The organism is Pseudogracilibacillus sp. SO30301A, assembly GCF_037072025.1.
In the GTDB taxonomy this organism is placed as follows: domain Bacteria; phylum Bacillota; class Bacilli; order Bacillales; family Amphibacillaceae; genus Pseudogracilibacillus.
Genome location: NZ_JAXHDD010000020.1, coordinates 1 through 17,725, shown reverse-complemented (window position 1 = coordinate 17,725; position 17,725 = coordinate 1). Strand labels below are relative to the sequence as shown.

The 17,725-nt window shown below is 35.0% G+C and carries 13 protein-coding genes and 1 other annotated feature; of the genes, 12 read left to right on the top strand and 1 reads right to left on the bottom strand.

Going from position 1 to position 17,725, the window contains the following annotated elements; genetic code table 11:
• Positions 1 to 24 precede the first annotated feature (24 nt).
• The 5 genes from SPD89_RS11245 (at position 25) to yihA (ending at position 7,756) form a co-directional block, all read left to right on the top strand.
• Positions 25 to 999, top strand: coding sequence for a tetratricopeptide repeat protein (locus SPD89_RS11245; RefSeq protein WP_336262050.1), 975 nt, complete (start codon positions 25 to 27; stop codon positions 997 to 999).
• 124 nt (positions 1,000 to 1,123) lie between these two features.
• Positions 1,124 to 2,416, top strand: a complete 1,293-nt coding sequence (gene tig, locus SPD89_RS11240) for a trigger factor (RefSeq protein ID WP_336262049.1) — start codon at positions 1,124 to 1,126, stop codon at positions 2,414 to 2,416.
• A gap of 547 nt (positions 2,417 to 2,963) precedes the next feature.
• Positions 2,964 to 4,238: an ATP-dependent protease ATP-binding subunit ClpX gene (gene clpX, locus SPD89_RS11235; protein ID WP_336262048.1), complete on the top strand. Its 1,275-nt coding sequence runs from the start codon at positions 2,964 to 2,966 to the stop codon at positions 4,236 to 4,238.
• 613 nt (positions 4,239 to 4,851) lie between these two features.
• The gene (gene lon, locus SPD89_RS11230; RefSeq protein WP_336262047.1) at positions 4,852 to 7,200 is read left to right on the top strand and encodes an endopeptidase La; all 2,349 of its coding nucleotides are present in this window, start codon (positions 4,852 to 4,854) and stop codon (positions 7,198 to 7,200) included.
• Positions 7,175 to 7,756 carry a ribosome biogenesis GTP-binding protein YihA/YsxC gene (gene yihA / locus SPD89_RS11225; RefSeq protein ID WP_336262046.1) on the top strand — a complete coding sequence of 194 codons (582 nt, stop codon included), beginning with the start codon at positions 7,175 to 7,177 and terminating at the stop codon, positions 7,754 to 7,756. Before lon ends, yihA begins: the two co-directional genes overlap by 26 nt.
• A gap of 651 nt (positions 7,757 to 8,407) precedes the next feature.
• Here the strand turns inward: yihA and SPD89_RS11220 are convergent.
• A complete protein-coding gene (locus tag SPD89_RS11220) occupies positions 8,408 to 8,890 on the bottom strand; it encodes a LiaI-LiaF-like domain-containing protein (protein ID WP_336262045.1) in 483 nt (160 codons plus the stop codon).
• A 445-nt stretch (positions 8,891 to 9,335) separates the two neighbouring features.
• On the opposite strand from SPD89_RS11220, the gene hemA reads away from it, so the two are divergent.
• The 7 genes from hemA (at position 9,336) to spoVID (ending at position 16,924) form a co-directional block, all read left to right on the top strand.
• Entirely contained in the window at positions 9,336 to 10,694 is a 1,359-nt protein-coding gene (gene hemA, locus SPD89_RS11215) for a glutamyl-tRNA reductase (protein ID WP_336262044.1), read from the top strand.
• A gap of 28 nt (positions 10,695 to 10,722) precedes the next feature.
• Complete coding sequence (locus SPD89_RS11210; RefSeq protein ID WP_336262043.1) at positions 10,723 to 11,541, top strand: cytochrome C assembly family protein; 819 nt, start codon at positions 10,723 to 10,725, stop codon at positions 11,539 to 11,541.
• A 144-nt stretch (positions 11,542 to 11,685) separates the two neighbouring features.
• Positions 11,686 to 12,615, top strand: coding sequence for a hydroxymethylbilane synthase (gene hemC, locus SPD89_RS11205; RefSeq protein WP_336262042.1), 930 nt, complete (start codon positions 11,686 to 11,688; stop codon positions 12,613 to 12,615).
• The gene (locus SPD89_RS11200) at positions 12,612 to 13,373 is read left to right on the top strand and encodes a uroporphyrinogen-III synthase (protein ID WP_336262041.1); all 762 of its coding nucleotides are present in this window, start codon (positions 12,612 to 12,614) and stop codon (positions 13,371 to 13,373) included. The genes hemC and SPD89_RS11200 overlap by 4 nt, the downstream gene beginning before the upstream one ends.
• Positions 13,373 to 14,356: a porphobilinogen synthase gene (gene hemB / locus SPD89_RS11195; RefSeq protein ID WP_336262040.1), complete on the top strand. Its 984-nt coding sequence runs from the start codon at positions 13,373 to 13,375 to the stop codon at positions 14,354 to 14,356. Before SPD89_RS11200 ends, hemB begins: the two co-directional genes overlap by 1 nt.
• Before the next feature lie 15 nt (positions 14,357 to 14,371).
• Positions 14,372 to 15,655: a glutamate-1-semialdehyde 2,1-aminomutase gene (hemL, locus tag SPD89_RS11190; RefSeq protein ID WP_336262039.1), complete on the top strand. Its 1,284-nt coding sequence runs from the start codon at positions 14,372 to 14,374 to the stop codon at positions 15,653 to 15,655.
• Positions 15,656 to 15,943: 288 nt separating this feature from the next.
• A complete protein-coding gene (spoVID, locus tag SPD89_RS11185) occupies positions 15,944 to 16,924 on the top strand; it encodes a stage VI sporulation protein D (RefSeq protein ID WP_336262038.1) in 981 nt (326 codons plus the stop codon).
• A gap of 366 nt (positions 16,925 to 17,290) precedes the next feature.
• Positions 17,291 to 17,525 (top strand) — a binding site (T-box leader).
• The last annotated feature ends 200 nt before the right edge of the window (positions 17,526 to 17,725 follow it).

Below are 17,725 nucleotides of genomic sequence, written 5' to 3'. Positions count from 1 at the left end.
CCTAACGAAATGAGGTGGGGATGAATGAGCAACACAAACAATATCATTTTATTTCCAACACTAAGAAATGAATTAGAAAAGGCGGAACGTGAGAGCTTTGAACTAATTCATCAACAAGATTATGAACAAGCGCTTGAAAAACTAAAATTTTTGCTAACGCATCAAATCTCTACCTATGAAATTCATATAAGTAAGTTAATTTGTTTAATTAAATTAAATCAGCTGACAGATGCAGAACAATTTTGTGAAAATCTATTGACAGATTATAATGATTCCCACTATTATGATTACTTAGATTATTATATTATGATATTATATGAAACTAATAAGTTTCCTTATATTATTGATCTAATTAATGCTGAGGAAAAAAGAAGTACAATACCAGATAACTTTAGAAAAAAGTTTAGGGACTTGTACCGGTTAGCTTATCAAATGAATAGTGCTCGCTCGGATGAATTAATTGCTGAACTTCATGGTGCAGTTAAAGAGGATAATCATCATAGACAATGGTATATAATTAATAAATGGAAAGAATTAAACATTGACCCACCAGAAATGTTTTTAAATTTATTAAAAGAAAAAGAAATTCATCCTGCAATCAAAACACAGATTATTGAATTACTAATAGATAGTAATTTTAAATCAAGCGTGATGGTGGAGAAATTTGGAGAAAATCATTCGATAGAACTAAAGAAATTGCAAAAAGTATCAGAACATCCTATTTATTTAAATACATTGCAGCAATTACAAAATCTTGAACAAGAAAATCCTACACTTTATATACAAGTGAAGGAACTACTCTATCAATTTAGTTATATTCAATATCCGAAATTTTACCCAACGAGTGACATAATAGATGTTAAAAATGCGCTAATTTTATTAGGAAATGAAAATTTATCACTACCATATGGAGAAATGACTAATAAAAATAAAGTGCATGACTATGTTGATTTGATCAAGCTATCGAATGAACTATATTTAACTATTTGCTTAGATTAGTAATAATGTATATTATTTGAATGGAATTACCATTATGTTATACTAAAATGGTTGAATAAAAACGAAATTAATAAACATGAATAGTAATGAAATATATAGTTTACAATTAGTTGGAGGGAATAAAATGGCAGTATCAGCAAATTGGGAGAAAAAAGAAGGAAATGAAGGAATCCTAACAATTAATGTCCCAGCAGATGAATTTGAACAAGCATTGGATCAAGCATTTAAAAAAGTAGTTAAAGATGTTACATTACCTGGATTCAGAAAAGGAAGAATTCCACGTAAAATCTTTGAAAATCGTTTTGGTGTTGAATCATTATATCAAGATGCTGTGGATATGGTTTTACCAACGGCCTATAATGATGCTATTAATCAAACGGGAATTTTCCCTGTCGATCAACCACAAATTGATATTGAAGAAATTGAGCGCGGAAAAGACCTTGTTTTTACTTGTGAAGTAACAGTAAAGCCAGAAGTAAAGCTAGGTGAATATAAAGGGCTAGAAGTAGAGGAAGAATCTGTTGAAGTAACTGAAGAAGATATTGAAAATGAGATGAAAGCTTTACAAGAAAGTCAAGCTGAACTTGTGTTGAAAGAAGAAGGTACAGTTGAAGAAGGAAACACAGTCGTAATTGATTTTGAAGGGTTCCTAGACGGTGAGGCTTTCGAAGGTGGAAAAGGAGAAAACCATCCATTAGAAATAGGATCTGGACAATTTATTCCAGGTTTTGAAGAGCAGTTAATCGGGAAAGAATCAGGTGAAGATACAGAAATAAATGTCACTTTCCCTGTTGATTACCATGCAGAAGACCTTGCCGGAAAAGAAGCGGTATTTAAGGTGAATATTCACGAAATAAAAGAAAAAGAAGTACCTGAACTAGATGATGATTTTGCAAAAGACGTAGATGAAGATGTTGAATCACTAGAAGAGTTAAAAGAAAAGAAAAAAGAAGAACTTCAAAAAGAGAAAGAGCAGCAAGCTGAAAACAAAAAGCGTGAACAGCTTATTGAAAAAGTGACTGAGAATGCTGAAATTGACATTCCGAAAGCGATGATTGAGACAGAACTTGACCAAATGATGAAAGAGTTTGAACAAAAGTTACAAATGCAAGGAATGACAATCGATAACTATTTCCAATTCTCCGGTCAATCTGAAGACGAATTAAAAGAGCAAATGAAAAATGATGCGGAATTGCGTGTGAAAACTAACCTAACGCTTGAGGCTATTCTTGAAGAAGAAAAATTGGAAGTTTCAGAAGAAGATATTGATCAAGAATTAGAAGAAATGGCATCACTATATAATATGGAAAAAGATCAAATCCTCGGCATGCTCGGTGGGAATGCAGACGTACTTAAAGAAGACCTGAAAATTAAAAAAGCAATTAACTTTATCGTAGACGAAAGCAAAGCAGTATAAACGTAATTTCCCGTTCAACGACATACCTTCTTTAGCCCATGCAATATGGATAGTTCGATGAAGACATGCAACAAAGCGAACGTAATCGAATTCTTACGCAAGAGAAATAGGAAACATGCTCGTTCTTAGTGGGAGACGTGAGTTGGTCGCTATAGTAAGACGGAGAAAAATAGAAATTCACGATGCTCGTGCTTTCGTACTCAGTACTTAAACTTAGGGCAATTAGCTTACAACCAGATAGAACAAGGTGCAAAACATACTGCACCTTGTTTTCACTTATTTAAATCCCTAAAGCGGCAAATAGAATTTCAATAACGATGTAAAATGAGAATATATTTATAAAAATTTAATAAAATGGAACAATAGAGGAACATAGCTAATAATGACAAAGAATCATAATACTCTCTTGATGATGTTCGAAAATAAAATCCTTTAGTTGTCGCAATATTCCAAGGGTGTATTATTTTATTTTCTAATTTTTATCTGATATGATTGCTTTAACGCTTTGAAAATTGATATAGAGAGTTAAACGTTTAGGGGTGAAAATATGTTTAAATTCAATGAAGAAAAAGGACAATTAAAGTGTTCATTTTGTGGAAAAGATCAAGAATCAGTTCGTAAATTGGTCGCTGGACCAGGTGTATATATATGTGATGAATGTATCGAGTTATGCACAGAAATTGTCGAAGAAGAAATTGGTATGGAAGAAGATGCAGAGGTTGAAGAAATTCCAACTCCAAAGGAAATTTGTGAAACACTCGACCACTATGTTATTGGTCAAGAAAAGGCAAAGAAAAATTTATCCGTAGCTGTATACAACCACTATAAACGAGTTAACTCACCTAAAAGCTCAGATGATGTCGAGTTATCCAAAAGTAATATTGCAATGATTGGACCAACGGGTAGTGGAAAAACACTTCTAGCACAGACACTTGCAAGAATTATAAATGTGCCGTTTGCAATAGCGGATGCAACTTCACTTACAGAAGCCGGTTATGTTGGAGAAGATGTTGAAAATATTTTATTGAAATTAATCCAAGCTGCTGATTATGATATAGACAAAGCAGAAAAAGGGATTATCTATATTGATGAAATTGACAAAGTTGCTAGAAAATCAGAGAACCCTTCAATCACAAGAGATGTTTCGGGGGAAGGTGTTCAGCAGGCACTTCTAAAAATATTGGAAGGAACAGTAGCAAGTGTTCCGCCTCAAGGAGGCCGTAAACATCCGCACCAAGAGTTCATCCAAATTGATACAACAAATATTCTTTTCATCGTAGGTGGAGCCTTTGACGGAATAGATCAAATTATTAAACGCAGACTTGGTAAAAAAGTAATTGGGTTTGGCGATCAAAATAAACATGAAGAATTAGAAATGGGCGAACTACTATCAAAAGTATTGCCAGAAGATTTGCTTAGTTACGGACTAATTCCAGAATTTATTGGTCGTTTGCCAGTAATTGCTAGTTTAGAGCCATTAGATGAAGAAGCGTTAATTGAAATTTTAACGACTCCAAAAAATGCATTGGTAAAACAATATCAAAAATTATTCCAAATGGATAACGTTGAATTAGAGTTTGAGGAAGACGCCTTGGTTGAAATTGCAAAAAATGCAATGGAACGTAAAACAGGAGCTCGTGGACTTCGCTCTATCATTGAAAATATCATGTTAGATATAATGTTTGAATTACCATCCCGTGAGGATATTGAAAAGTGTATCATCACGAAAGAAACAGTTATAAAAGAAAATATGCGGCCAAAACTGCTTTATACCGATGGGACAATCGAAGAAACAAAAAGCATCCCGAAGGAAAGTGCTTAAGATTTAAAGAAAAAAGTATAGGATTAGACTGACTAGCCTGAGTTCATGCCTCCCTGTAATCCATATAACAGGGTAATGCTGACCGTTACAGTCAGTCTTTTCTTGTTGTTAGTATTATTGTTTAGCTTATTTAGAAAAGGAAATACTATAAGAGGATGTTCAAAAAGTCCGGTAAAAATGACACTGCGAATTTCTTCGTTGGCTTGTTTCTCCGTCGCTCATGTATTTAAATGCATACATTCCGCTGACGGGAACTGCGCCACCTCGAACTTCTTGGTCCTTTTTATCCTCCTTTTTGAACACGCACTTTAAAGTAGATTTGACTCAGTTTTGGTAATGAGGCGAGAAATTCGAGGTATTGTAAGATCACACTTATGTTTATCTCGCCGTAAAGATTTCAGATCTAAATCTCTTACCGAACATCAGTCTTACTCATTTAAAGCTTGTTCATTTTTTGGAATAGGTGCAACATATCTTTTGACTTCGCCTTATGGATTGACAGTCAGTGAGCATCCTTTATTTGACACTTATCTCACTTTGTAGAGATGAGAATTTGTAATGCCAAGAGGATTAGTTAGTGCTTAAAAGATGTTTATAGTTGGAGGTACGTATTATGTCAGTTGAACCAGTTCAAGTGCCGTTACTTGCATTACGCGGCATACTCGTTTACCCATCTATGGTCTTACATTTAGATGTTGGTAGAAAGAAGTCAATCGCTTCTTTAGAAACAGCTATGATGGGTGATCAGGAAATTTTTCTAGTATCACAGAAGGAATCCGCAAATGAGGATCCAAAACCTGATGAGATATATCGAATTGGAACGTTAGCAAAAATAAATCAAATGCTTAAACTTCCAAATGGGACTATTCGCGTTTTAGTTGAAGGATTACATCGTGCCGAAATAATTCGTTATATAGAAGATGATAAAGAAGAATATAAAGTAGCAATTAATAAATTAGAGGATCTTTCAGAAGATTCTCATGAAATAGAAGCTTTAATGCGCCAGCTCGTATCTCAATTTGGCCAATATATAAAAGTGTCCCGAAAAATTACGAAGGAAACTTTGGCGACAGTATCGGATATTGATGAACCAAGCCGATTAGCTTTTATGATTGCCTCACATTTACCACTCAAAGTGAAAGAAAAACAGGATTTATTAGAAATAGACAATGTGAAAGAACGAATGCAGCATTTATTAACCATTATTACGAATGAAAAAAAAGTGCTTGATTTAGAGAGGAAAATTGGTAAACGTGTTCAAACTTCAATGGAACAAACACAAAAAGAATATTATCTACGTGAACAACTAAAAGCAATTCAGAAAGAGCTCGGAGAAGGGGATGGAAAACTTAGTGAGGTTGACCAACTTCGGGAAAAAATCATCGAACGCAAGATGCCGGAACGAGTGTCTGCAGTTGCGTTAAAGGAATTAGATCGCTTCGAAAAAATTCCACAAAGTTCAGCAGAAAGTTCAGTGATTAGAAATTATATAGATTGGCTTATTTCCTTACCTTGGCATGAAAAAACAGAAGATACGATTGAAATTGCACAAGCTGAAAAAATATTAGACGAAGATCATTATGGGTTAGATAAGGTAAAAGAACGGATTTTGGAATATTTAGCTGTGCAAAAATTAACCAATTCTATTAAAGGTCCTATTTTATGTTTAGTCGGGCCACCAGGTGTTGGAAAGACTTCACTTGCAAAATCAATTGCACGTGCGATTAGTCGTAAATTTGTCCGAATCTCCCTTGGTGGTGTGCGAGATGAAGCGGAAATTAGAGGACATAGGAGAACCTATATTGGTGCAATGCCGGGTCGGATTATTCAAGGGATGAAACGAGCAACTACAACTAATCCCGTTTTCTTACTTGATGAGATTGATAAAATGGCGAATGACTTTAGAGGAGATCCTGCCTCAGCAATGCTGGAGGTATTAGATCCGGAGCAAAACCATAATTTCAGTGACCATTTTATAGAAGAAACGTATGATTTATCGAATGTTCTATTTATTGCAACAGCCAATTATGTAAATAATATACCTGGTCCATTGTTAGACAGAATGGAGTTAATTTCAATTGCCGGATATACAGAAGTTGAAAAACTCCATATTGCAAAAAGACATCTTATCCCCAAACAGCTAAAAGAAAATGGATTAAAAAAAGGAAACTTGCAAATTCGTGATAATGCGTTATTGAAAGTGATTCGTGAATATACCCGTGAAGCAGGAGTTCGTGGTTTAGAACGAACAGTTGCTACATTATGTAGAAAAGCTGCTAAAATTATCGTTTCAGGAAAACAAAAAAGAGTTATTGTTACAGATAAAAGGGTAGAGGAATTACTAGGAAAGCCAATTTATCGCTACGGTCAAATGGAGCAAGAAGACCAAGTAGGTACCGCTACTGGTCTTGCATATACAGCAGTAGGCGGAGATACATTATCGATTGAGGTTTCCCATTATCCTGGTAAAGGGGAATTAATTCTAACAGGTAAACTTGGTGACGTAATGCGAGAATCCGCACAAGCTGCTTTTAGTTATATTCGTTCACGGGCGGATGAATTGAAAATTCCTGCAGACTTTCATAAACAGTATGATATCCATATTCACGTACCTGAAGGAGCTACGCCAAAAGATGGTCCTTCAGCTGGGATTACGATGGCAACTGCACTTGTTTCAGCATTGACAGGTCGTGCTGTGAAACGTGATGTAGGAATGACAGGTGAAATAACATTACGAGGTCATGTTTTACCGATTGGTGGATTAAAAGAAAAATCCTTAAGTGCTCATAGAGCAGGTATTACAACGATCATCATTCCTGCAGACAATGACAGAGATATTGAGGATATTCCTAAAAGTGTCCGTGATGATTTAACATTTATAAAAGTGAAAAATTTAGACGAAGTTCTAAAACACGCTCTTGTGGAGGAGTCTGCTGATGAAAGTAACAAAGGCCGAGATTGAAATTAGTGCTGTTTCTACAGCACAGTACCCAACAACGAATCTCCCAGAGATCGCCTTAGCTGGGAGGTCGAATGTTGGGAAATCTTCATTTATTAACCGGATTATCGGAAGGAAAAATCTTGTTCGAACATCATCAAAACCTGGTAAAACACGTACTTTAAATTTTTATACAATTAATGATTTGTTTTATTTTGTTGATGTACCGGGATATGGTTATGCGAAAGTATCAAAAAAAGAACGAGAAAAATGGGGTAGAATGATGGAAGAATATTTTGAAACACGCGAGCAGCTCCAACTCGTCGTGCTCATTGTTGATATTCGCCATCAACCTACTACCGAAGATTTGCAAATGTATGATTATATTAATTATTTTGAAATACCACTGCTTATTATAGCGACAAAGTTAGATAAGATCGCAAAAAATAAACGTGCTCATCATGTAAATCAAATAAAAAAAGCCTTCGGTGAAAATGATGCTATTACGATTATCCCGTTTTCATCGGAAACTAGTGAAAATAAAGATTTAGTTTGGAAAGAAATAATAAAATATATATAGAAAAATCCGCTTTTTTTCATTATGAAAAAAGCGGATTTTTCTTAAGGCTGCTTTTGTAAACTTGATTTTTAATTTCCATAAACTGCGACATAAGAGTCTACTTGTTATGTTATGTATCAACTCCATATCAGGGGCAACTCATATATTGCGAAACGGACTCAACATCTTGGAAAATGACTCGACATGTTCGCAATCGACTCGACATCTTGGAAAACGACTCAACATGTTCGCAATCGACTCGACATCTTGGAAAATGACTCGACATGTTCGCGACCGACTCGACATCTTGGAAAATGACTCAACATGTTCGCAATCGACTCAACATCTTGGAAAACGACTCGACATGTTTGCAATCGACTCGACATGTTCGCGATCGACTCGACATCTTGGAAAACGACTCGACATGTTTGCAATCGACTCGACATCTCGGAAAACGACTCGACATGTTCGCGATCGACTCGACATCTTAGAGTGCGAGTAATTCTTTACGTCGCAGTTTACTTCAACTACATATTAGATTCTACGAATGAACTTCCTTTCTATTTGTTTCGTTCTAAAGTGGAACGTTTTAGTTATGTGTCACGGGAGTATTTTTCTCCCATTAAGAGTAGAATTGCTTAAACGAGGCATCCTGTAGACATCATCAGCATTCTATTTTCTAACTCTTAATAAGTACACACCAATGACAATGAGTGCGACTGGCCAAAATGTTTCTAAAAACTCAACTACACCATAAATCCAATGAAACCACTCTGGCAATGTTACAGAGAATATTATTAACAAAGCTATACCAACTAATATAGCGGCCGGAATTAAACCAGATCCTGTTTTTAAATAGCGGATGAAAAAGGATACTCCGACAATAAGTGCATATGCAGACCAATGATCAAACCAAAAGTCATAATTTTCTAACCCGTGAAAATGAATTCCTAAACCTAGTAATAATACACCAGTAAATATATTGTTATATTCTTTTGCAGAATAGCTGTGAATTAAAAATGCTATTCCGATAATAATTAAGAAAGTAGGCCATGAATAAAAGTTATCAAATAAAGCTAAATCTAACTGTTTGACTAAAAAATAAATTCCAATTCCAATTAATACGTATGCAGAAAGTGCATGTTGCTTTTTCATCGATAATCCTCTCTTTTCCTGTATTAAATACAGTACTATCATAATATACGGATAAAAAATCAACAAGTATAATTTTAAAAAATGTATATACTATAAGAGGATGTTCAAAAAGTCCGGTAAAAAAGACACAGTGAATTTCGCACGAATGCTTGTTTCTCTGCTCCTTGAAAAAGGAAAGCACTATTTCTGCGTGCCAGATCTTTGCTCATGTATTTAAAAGCATACATTCCGCTGCCAAAGCTGCGCCGCCTCGAACTTCTTGCTCCTTTTTATCCTCCTTTTTGAACACGCATTATAACTGATTTAGTCATTTAGTTGAAGAAGTTTTTAAAATAATGTCAAAGTAAGTTCAAAACTTATACAAGAAATACTAGGCACATAATGTTATAATTAGATTAGAATAATTATTATCTTGATGAAATCAATGCTTAAAGGAGCATGAAACGTGTATATTTTACAAGTAGGCTTTAATTATAAAACAGCACCTGTAGAGATACGTGAAAAGCTTGCTTTTTCTGAAGAGTCCATAGAGGACGCAATGTTACAATTAAATACTAGAAAGAGCATTTTGGAAAATGTAATCATTTCTACATGTAATCGTACAGAAGTTTATGCTGTTGTTGATCAAATTCATACTGGTCGTTATTATATTAAACAATTTATATCCGATTGGTTTAATATACCGATGGATGAATTTGCTTCGTTTTTAGAAATTAATGAAAATGATGAAGCCATTGAGCATTTACTACGAGTGTCAGTTGGACTTCATTCAATGGTTCTTGGAGAGACACAAATTCTCGGGCAAATCAGAGACACGTTCCTGACTGCACAAAAGTTAAAAACTACAGGTACGATCTTTAATGAATTGTTTAAACGTGCGATAACTTTTGCTAAGCGTGCGCATAAAGAAACTGCAATTGGTGAACATGCCGTTTCTGTCAGTTATGCTGCAGTGGAACTTGCAAAAAAAATATTCGGTGATATTACTGATAAACATGTTGTTATCTATGGTGCGGGTGAAATGGGAGAACTTGCTGTTAAAAATCTCTACGGAGCGGATGTTGGGAGTATTACAGTAATAAATCGTACGCTTAAACGAGCAGAACAATTAGCGACACAGTTTAAAGCAACAGCAAAAACATCAGATGAATTAGAGACTGTTTTGCAAAAAGCAGATATTTTAATTAGTTCAACTGCTGCTAAAGATCCGATTCTTTCTAAGAAGGATTTTGAACCCATTCAAAAGGTTAGAAAAGGAAAACCTCTTTTTTTAGTAGATATTGCTGTTCCAAGAGATTTGGATGCGGATATTAGTGAACTTGATAGTGTTTTTCTTTATGATATAGATGATCTACAACATATTGTAGATCAGAACTTAGCTGAGCGACAAGAAGCTGCTAAAGTAATTGAAATGCAATTAGCAGATGAAATTTACGAATTTAAAGAATGGGTAACAACTCTTGGTGTTGTCCCGGTGATTCGTGCATTAAGGGAAAAAGCATTAGACATACAAAGTGAAACTTTTGCCAGTATTAAACGTAAAATTCCAGACCTTACAGAACGGGAACAAAAAGTGATTAGTAAACATACAAAAAGTATCGTTAACCAATTGTTAAAAGATCCAATTATTCAAGCTAAAGAAATGGCAGGCAATAAAAATTCTGAAGAACTGTTGTCCTTATTCGTAGATATATTTGGGATTGACGAAAAAGTGAAGAAGGAAGCGGAGAGAAAATCAAACAGAACAAAAGCCATTGTAAACGGAGCAAAGAACATTACAACTACATCTCCATTTGCAGATTAAGTTCATGTTCATGAGAAAGGGAAAATAAATGTTTGCTTCCAAATGGATATATGAATTAATGCTTTTAATTTACAGTATTAGTTTAATCGGTTATTTTATAGATTTTATTAAAAGCAATCGCAGAGTAAATAAACTATCGTTTTATTTACTCTGTATTGTCTGGGTAATTCAAACAATTGTTTTATATAACCAAACGTTTATTGACAAGAATTTTCCAATTTTATCTTTAAACGATGGTTTATTTTTTTATGCCTGGGTGTTAATTTTATTTTCTGTTTTATTAAATCATTTTTTCAACGTTCATTTTGTCGTTTTTTTCACTAATTTATTTAGCTTTTTCTTACTGCTATTATCCCTTTCGTTAAATGCACAAGCTGGTATTTATGAACAAGGTAGCGAATTTGTTCATGAAATTTTAATTATTCATATAACGCTTGCTTTAATTTCATATGTTTTTTTCACAATATCTTTTATGCTGGCTATGATGTATTTAATACAATATTATTTTTTAAAAGAGAAAAAAGGGTTACAATGGATGTGGCGATTTACAGATTTGGAAAAACTGGATGCTTATTCCTATTTTTCCGTGATCATCGGTGTCCCATTGTTATTGATTGGTCTTACATTTGGAGTTGTTTGGGCTTATGTAACATCCGTGGAATTTTATTGGTTTGATATTAAAACAATTGGATCTATTCTCGTCTTGTTCGTTTACATCATTTACTTGTTATTACGCATTCTAAAAGGATATAGAGGGAAACCAATTTCAATATATAATTCTGCGGCTTTTTTATGGCTTTTAATCAACTTTTTTCTGTTTTCTACGTTATCGGACTTTCATTTTTGACAAATTAGGAAAGCAAAATACCACTTGCATACTGGTGAAAGCGAAATATCACCCCACTCTCTCCTCTGCAAGGTTTTGTGGGAGATAAGTGCAACTGTATTTCCAGCTATAGAGCGATAAACTATTGTTTAAAGGAGGCATTTCATGCGAAAAGTTATTGTCGGTACGAGGGAAAGTAATTTAGCGGTTACTCAAACAAAATGGGTGATCAATGAACTGAAGAAAAAAGAAGTTCCTTATAATTTTGAGGTAAAGTATATATCTACAAAGGGAGATCGAAATCAACAAGTATCTTTGTCCAAGGTTGGTGGTGCAGGGATATTTATCCAAGATATTGAAGAGGCATTACACAAAAAAGAAATTGATTTTGCTGTACATAGTTTAAAAGATTTGCAAGCTCATTTGCCTGCTGAATTTGTTATTGGTGCTATACCGAAACGAGAAGATCATCGGGATGCATATATTGGGCGGGGGCAAAAAAATCTAGCCGATTTACCCGATGGAGCTGTAATTGGGACAAGTAGTGCGAGGCGTGCAGCACAAATTAAAGCCAAATTCCCTCATTTAAAGACTCGTTGGATTAGAGGAGCGGTTGATGCACGAATTAAGCAACTAGAAGAAGGGAAATTTGATGGGATTATTTTAGCAGTTGCCGGTTTAAAACGACTAGGAATAACAGATGTAATTACAGAATATTTACCTGCAAAGGAATTTACTCCTGCTGCAGGTCAAGGAGCATTAGCGATTGAGTGTCGAAATGATGATGTGGAAATAAAAAAGCTTTTAACAAAGATTAATGACCCAGAGTCAGAAATTGCGATAAAAACAGAACGAGAATTTGTTAATCGATTGGATCAAGAAGATAAAGCGCCAATCGGGGCTTATGCGCATGTAGAAAATGGTGAAATTATCCTTTATACATCTGTTGCATCGATAGATGGAGATAAAATAATAACTTGTACATCAAAAGGTGAATCGATTCAGGCGGTGGCTGAATATGCAGTGAACAATCTTATTAGTCAAGGTGCGAAAGAGATGATCCAAGCTGCAAAAGAGGAGCTCAGTAAGGAATGATACAATCTCTTCAGGGGAAAAAAATTCTAGTAACGAGAGAAGCATCACAAGCGAAACAATTTTCAGACTTAATAACAAATTCTGGTGGTGTTCCAATTGAAGTTCCATTACTATCGATTCGCTGCCTTGAACAAACGAATAATAATATAAACATCGATCAATTTACATGGATCTTTTTTACTAGCGCCCACGGTGTGAATTGTTTTTTTAACCAATTTTCAAATGAAAATTTTGAAGATATTAAATTTGCTACGGTAGGTCATAAAACAGAAAAGGCTTTAAAAAGTTTTGGATTTGAAGCGGAGTTTATACCGTCAACATATAACGCAGATGTTATGGCAAAAGAATTTTTTGAAACCTATCCAGATGTTAACGATGTTTTACTCGTTCGAGGAAATATTTCAAGGAAATTACTGGTGAAAGAATTGTCTGAACGAAACCTTGGATTTAATACGTGTGTTGTTTATGAAACAGCGTACAATTTAGAAATGAAAGATAAGTTGATTCGTGTGATTCAAGAAAAAAATATCGACCTGTTGACATTTACAAGCCCTTCAACAGTAAAAGCTTTTATGAAAATAATGGAAGATCACCCTAACATTCAAGATATATTTCTTATTCCTTGTGCCTGTATTGGAACGACTACGGAACAAACAGCAAAAAAGTTTGGATTTACAACGACAATAGTTCCAAATACATTTACGATTGAAAGTATGGTCGAAAGGATGAAAAACTATATTCATATGGAGGAGATATAATGGTAGATAACATAACATTTAGACGACACCGGAGACTACGTACATCGGAAGCAATGCGTGCATTGGTCAGAGAAACAAGTCTTTCAGCTGATGATTTTATCTATCCACTTTTTATTGTGGAAGGTGAAAATGTAAAAAATGAAGTAACATCAATGCCCGGGGTTTTTCAAATTTCTCTTGATTATTTGGAGACGGAAATAGAAGAATTGCATCAAGTCGGCATTCGGGCTGTCATGTTATTTGGTGTTCCAAACGAAAAGGATGAGGTTGGTACAGGTGCCTATATTGATGAGGGCATCGTTCAACAAGCGACGAAAAAAATAAAAGCAATTCATCCAGAAATGCTCGTTATTGCAGATACTTGTCTTTGTGAATATACTTCTCATGGTCATTGTGGCGTCATTCATGATGAAAATATTGATAATGATGAATCTCTAAAACTTCTTGCGGAAACAGCTGTCTCCCAGGCGAAAGCGGGTGCTGACATTATTGCGCCTTCCAATATGATGGATGGGTTTGTTATTGCGATAAGGCAAGCGCTTGATGCGGCAGGATTTACTACTATTCCGATCATGTCTTATGCTGTAAAATATGCGTCTTCTTTTTATGGTCCATTCCGAGATGCAGCAGATAGTACGCCACAATTTGGTGATAGAAAAACATACCAAATGGACCCAGCAAATCGCCGGGAGGCTTTAAAAGAAGCGGCTACGGATGTCGAAGAGGGAGCCGATATGCTGATCGTAAAGCCTGCACTTGCATATCTTGATATTGTAAGAGAAGTGAAAAATGCGACAAATATACCTATTGTAGCTTATAATGTCAGTGGGGAATATGCAATGGTTAAAGCAGCAGCTGGAAATGGGTGGATTGATGAGAAGTCCCTTGTAATGGAAATGTTTACGAGCATGAAACGAGCTGGAGCTGATTTAATCTTAACGTATTATGCCAAAGATGTAGCAACATGGTTAAAAAATAATTAAGGTTGGTGTTATTAGTTGAAAAATTTTACACATTCAATTGATGCGTATAAAGAAGCCGTGGATCTAATGCCTGGAGGTGTAAATTCACCTGTACGTGCATTTAAATCGGTTGGTCTTTCCCCAATTTTTATGGAATCTGGTACTGGTGCAATTTTAACAGACGTAGATGGAAATGAGTATATCGATTATGTCCTAAGTTGGGGACCTCTCATTTTAGGTCATGCTGATGATCAAGTCGTTGAAAGTTTAAAGAAAGTAGCAGAAAAGGGGACAAGTTTTGGAGCACCGACAACGTTAGAGAATAAGTTAGCTAAACTTGTCATTGACAGAGTCCCTTCATTGGAAATGATTAGAATGGTAAACTCAGGGACGGAAGCAACGATGAGTGCCTTACGTATAGCTAGAGGGTATACTAGTCGTAACAAAATTTTAAAATTTGAAGGAAATTATCACGGTCATGGAGATTCGCTTCTAATAAAGGCAGGTTCAGGTGTTGCAACATTAGGACTTCCTGATAGTCCAGGGGTGCCAGAATCTGTAGCGCAGCATACGATTACAGTTCCTTATAACGATAAAGAAAGTGTGACTTATGCTTTTGAACAGTTTGGAGAGGACATTGCTGGTGTAATAGTTGAGCCAGTTTCAGGAAATATGGGAGTAGTTCCACCACAAGATGGTTTCTTAGAACATTTACGTGCTATAACCGAAGAGTATGGTGCACTACTTATTTTTGACGAAGTTATGACAGGTTTTCGTGTCGGATATCACTGTGCCCAAGGACATTTTAATATTACACCTGATATTACTTGCTTAGGAAAAGTAATTGGTGGCGGTCTTCCTGTTGGTGCATATGGTGGGAAAAAGGAAATTATGGAACGTGTTGCACCAGCTGGTGATATTTATCAAGCAGGGACATTATCTGGAAACCCACTTGCAATGACTGCAGGTTATGAAACACTAAGTCAACTAAATGAAGAAACATATAAAGAGATTAATCGTAAGGTTGATACATTAGTTAACGGCTACAAAGAAGCAGCTGAAAAATATAATATTCCTTTACAAGTAAACCGTGTTGGTTCGATGGTAGGATTTTTCTTTACTGATCAACAGGTTATCAATTTTGAAACAGCACAAACATCTGATTTAGACAGTTTTGCAAAATATTACCGGGGAATGATCGAAGAAGGCGTATTTTTGCCACCTTCCCAATTTGAAGGATTGTTTTTATCAACGACACATACAGATGAACATATTGATAAAACGATACAAGCAGTAAATACTGTTTTTGCGAATTTATAAAAGTAGAACGAGCAGGATTATTTCTTGCTCGTTTTTGTTTGGCAGAAAATCAAAATCCGCTGAATTATTGTAGATTTCGCTGATTTTTTTCCTAAATCGCTTAATTATCTACCTTCCCCGCTGAATGTTTGACTGCACCGCCGTATTCATTAGAAAATCCGCTGAATACAAATTATTAATAGTGCGTGTTCCTCCATAAAATTTAGTTTGAAAGTCATATTAATTAAAGAAAAGACATATATTCTTATAACGTGAGAAGTTCGAAATGAAAGAAAGGGAGGAGTCATTTTGAAGCAAGATAAAGATATGATCGAATTCGATCTAAATGAAACGTTATACTTCGAAAGCGGACAAGAGATTAATGAAATGGTCTCCATTTCATTAGATCCAGATATTGCTGTGCAACCATACGACAGTTATGTTCAGATACGAGGCTTAATTATACTGCAAGGTGAATATAGAAAAGAACCCAATCCAACAGATCATAGTCAGAATGCTAATAATGCCAAGAATTATATTGAAAGTGTGTACGAGACGGATCAGGATCAAGCGAGTTTTTCCCACAGATTCCCTGTAGAAATCTCAGTTCCTTCTTATCGGGTTGATAATTTAAATAATATCTCTGTCATTGTAGACTCATTTGATTATGAACTACCAGATCAAAACCAATTAAAACTAACGGCATCTGTACATATAAAAGGAATAAAGTCAGATATTATCGATGATAAAAAGGAACAAGAGGAAAGTTTATCTCATTCTGAAGGGGTGGAAACGATGAATGAATCCGAAAAGTCTAAGCTTGAGGATGGAAATCAGGATGAGGAAATACATGCAAATGAAGCGGATCTGGAAGCAAAAGATGTTGTTGAAGAGAATCAGATCGAGGAAACAGATGAAATGGAGAAACAGGAAGAAGTAGAAAGCGCTATACAACAAGAAGAAATGAAAGTCGAAGAGGTTTTTAGCGATGCAGTAGCAGAGGAAGAAATTAAAGAAGTAAACGAAATTGATATACAACTAAATGAAGGGGAAAAAGACGAAGACGATGATGAAGTAAGAGATGTTCAATTTCTCACTGATTTATTTGGTAATGAAGAGGAAGAAACACATACAAAGATGAGAATTTATATTACTCAAGAAGAGGATACGATCGAATCAATTGCAAAACGATATGAAATATCAACATTACAACTGATTAAAGACAATAACCTTACAGAAGAAGGGTTGGAGGAAGGACAATTATTGCATATACCAAAAGTTCAAAAATAAAGTATTCCCCTTGATCTGAAAACCATTTCAAGGGGTGATTTTTTATTTACAGTTTTTTACTTAAAGCCATCGCAAGTAAAACATAATAAATATGCCGATAAAAATTCCTAATAGGATCAGGTCGAATGTTGTTGTAATAAATAAAGTTCGGATTAGTTGAAAAATTAGGATCGGCAAAATTGCTTTTTCTAATACACAGACACATTTATATAACCATGGGGGTAAGCGATAACGATAATTTTTCGACATCGTGAATCACCTCACTTATGCTTAATATATGTATGAAATGCTATCTAACGTGCTACAATAGAGTAAAAAGTTGCAAAAATGAATAAAAAATATTACACTACAATTAATTAAATAGTTATACGAGTGATGAGAGGGAAGAGTATAGAAATATATCTTTCAAAGAGAGGAAAGCATTTGGTGAAAGTTTTCCAGGATATTTTTTAGAAGGTCGCCCTTGATACTATTTCTTTGAACAATATATCTAACAGTAGAAGAAATCGGATCATACACGTTACGTATTATGAGTGTGCAAGTGTTATTTAGCTTGTAAAATTAGGTGGTACCACGGAAATGTAAACTTTTCGTCCTTATGTAAGGATGGAAGGTTTTTTTATTTGCCTTTTGTCAAAAGCTTTGTTGACTATTAATTCCACAGTCGAAGGAAACTGTGACGTAACGATTTATCACCGTTGGGGAAAAGTGACTCTACCTCCGCTCCGGAATGTGAGTCGATTAACATCATGTAGAGTCCAGATCTAAGAGGTCGAGTCGATCTGCAAGACGGGTAAGTTT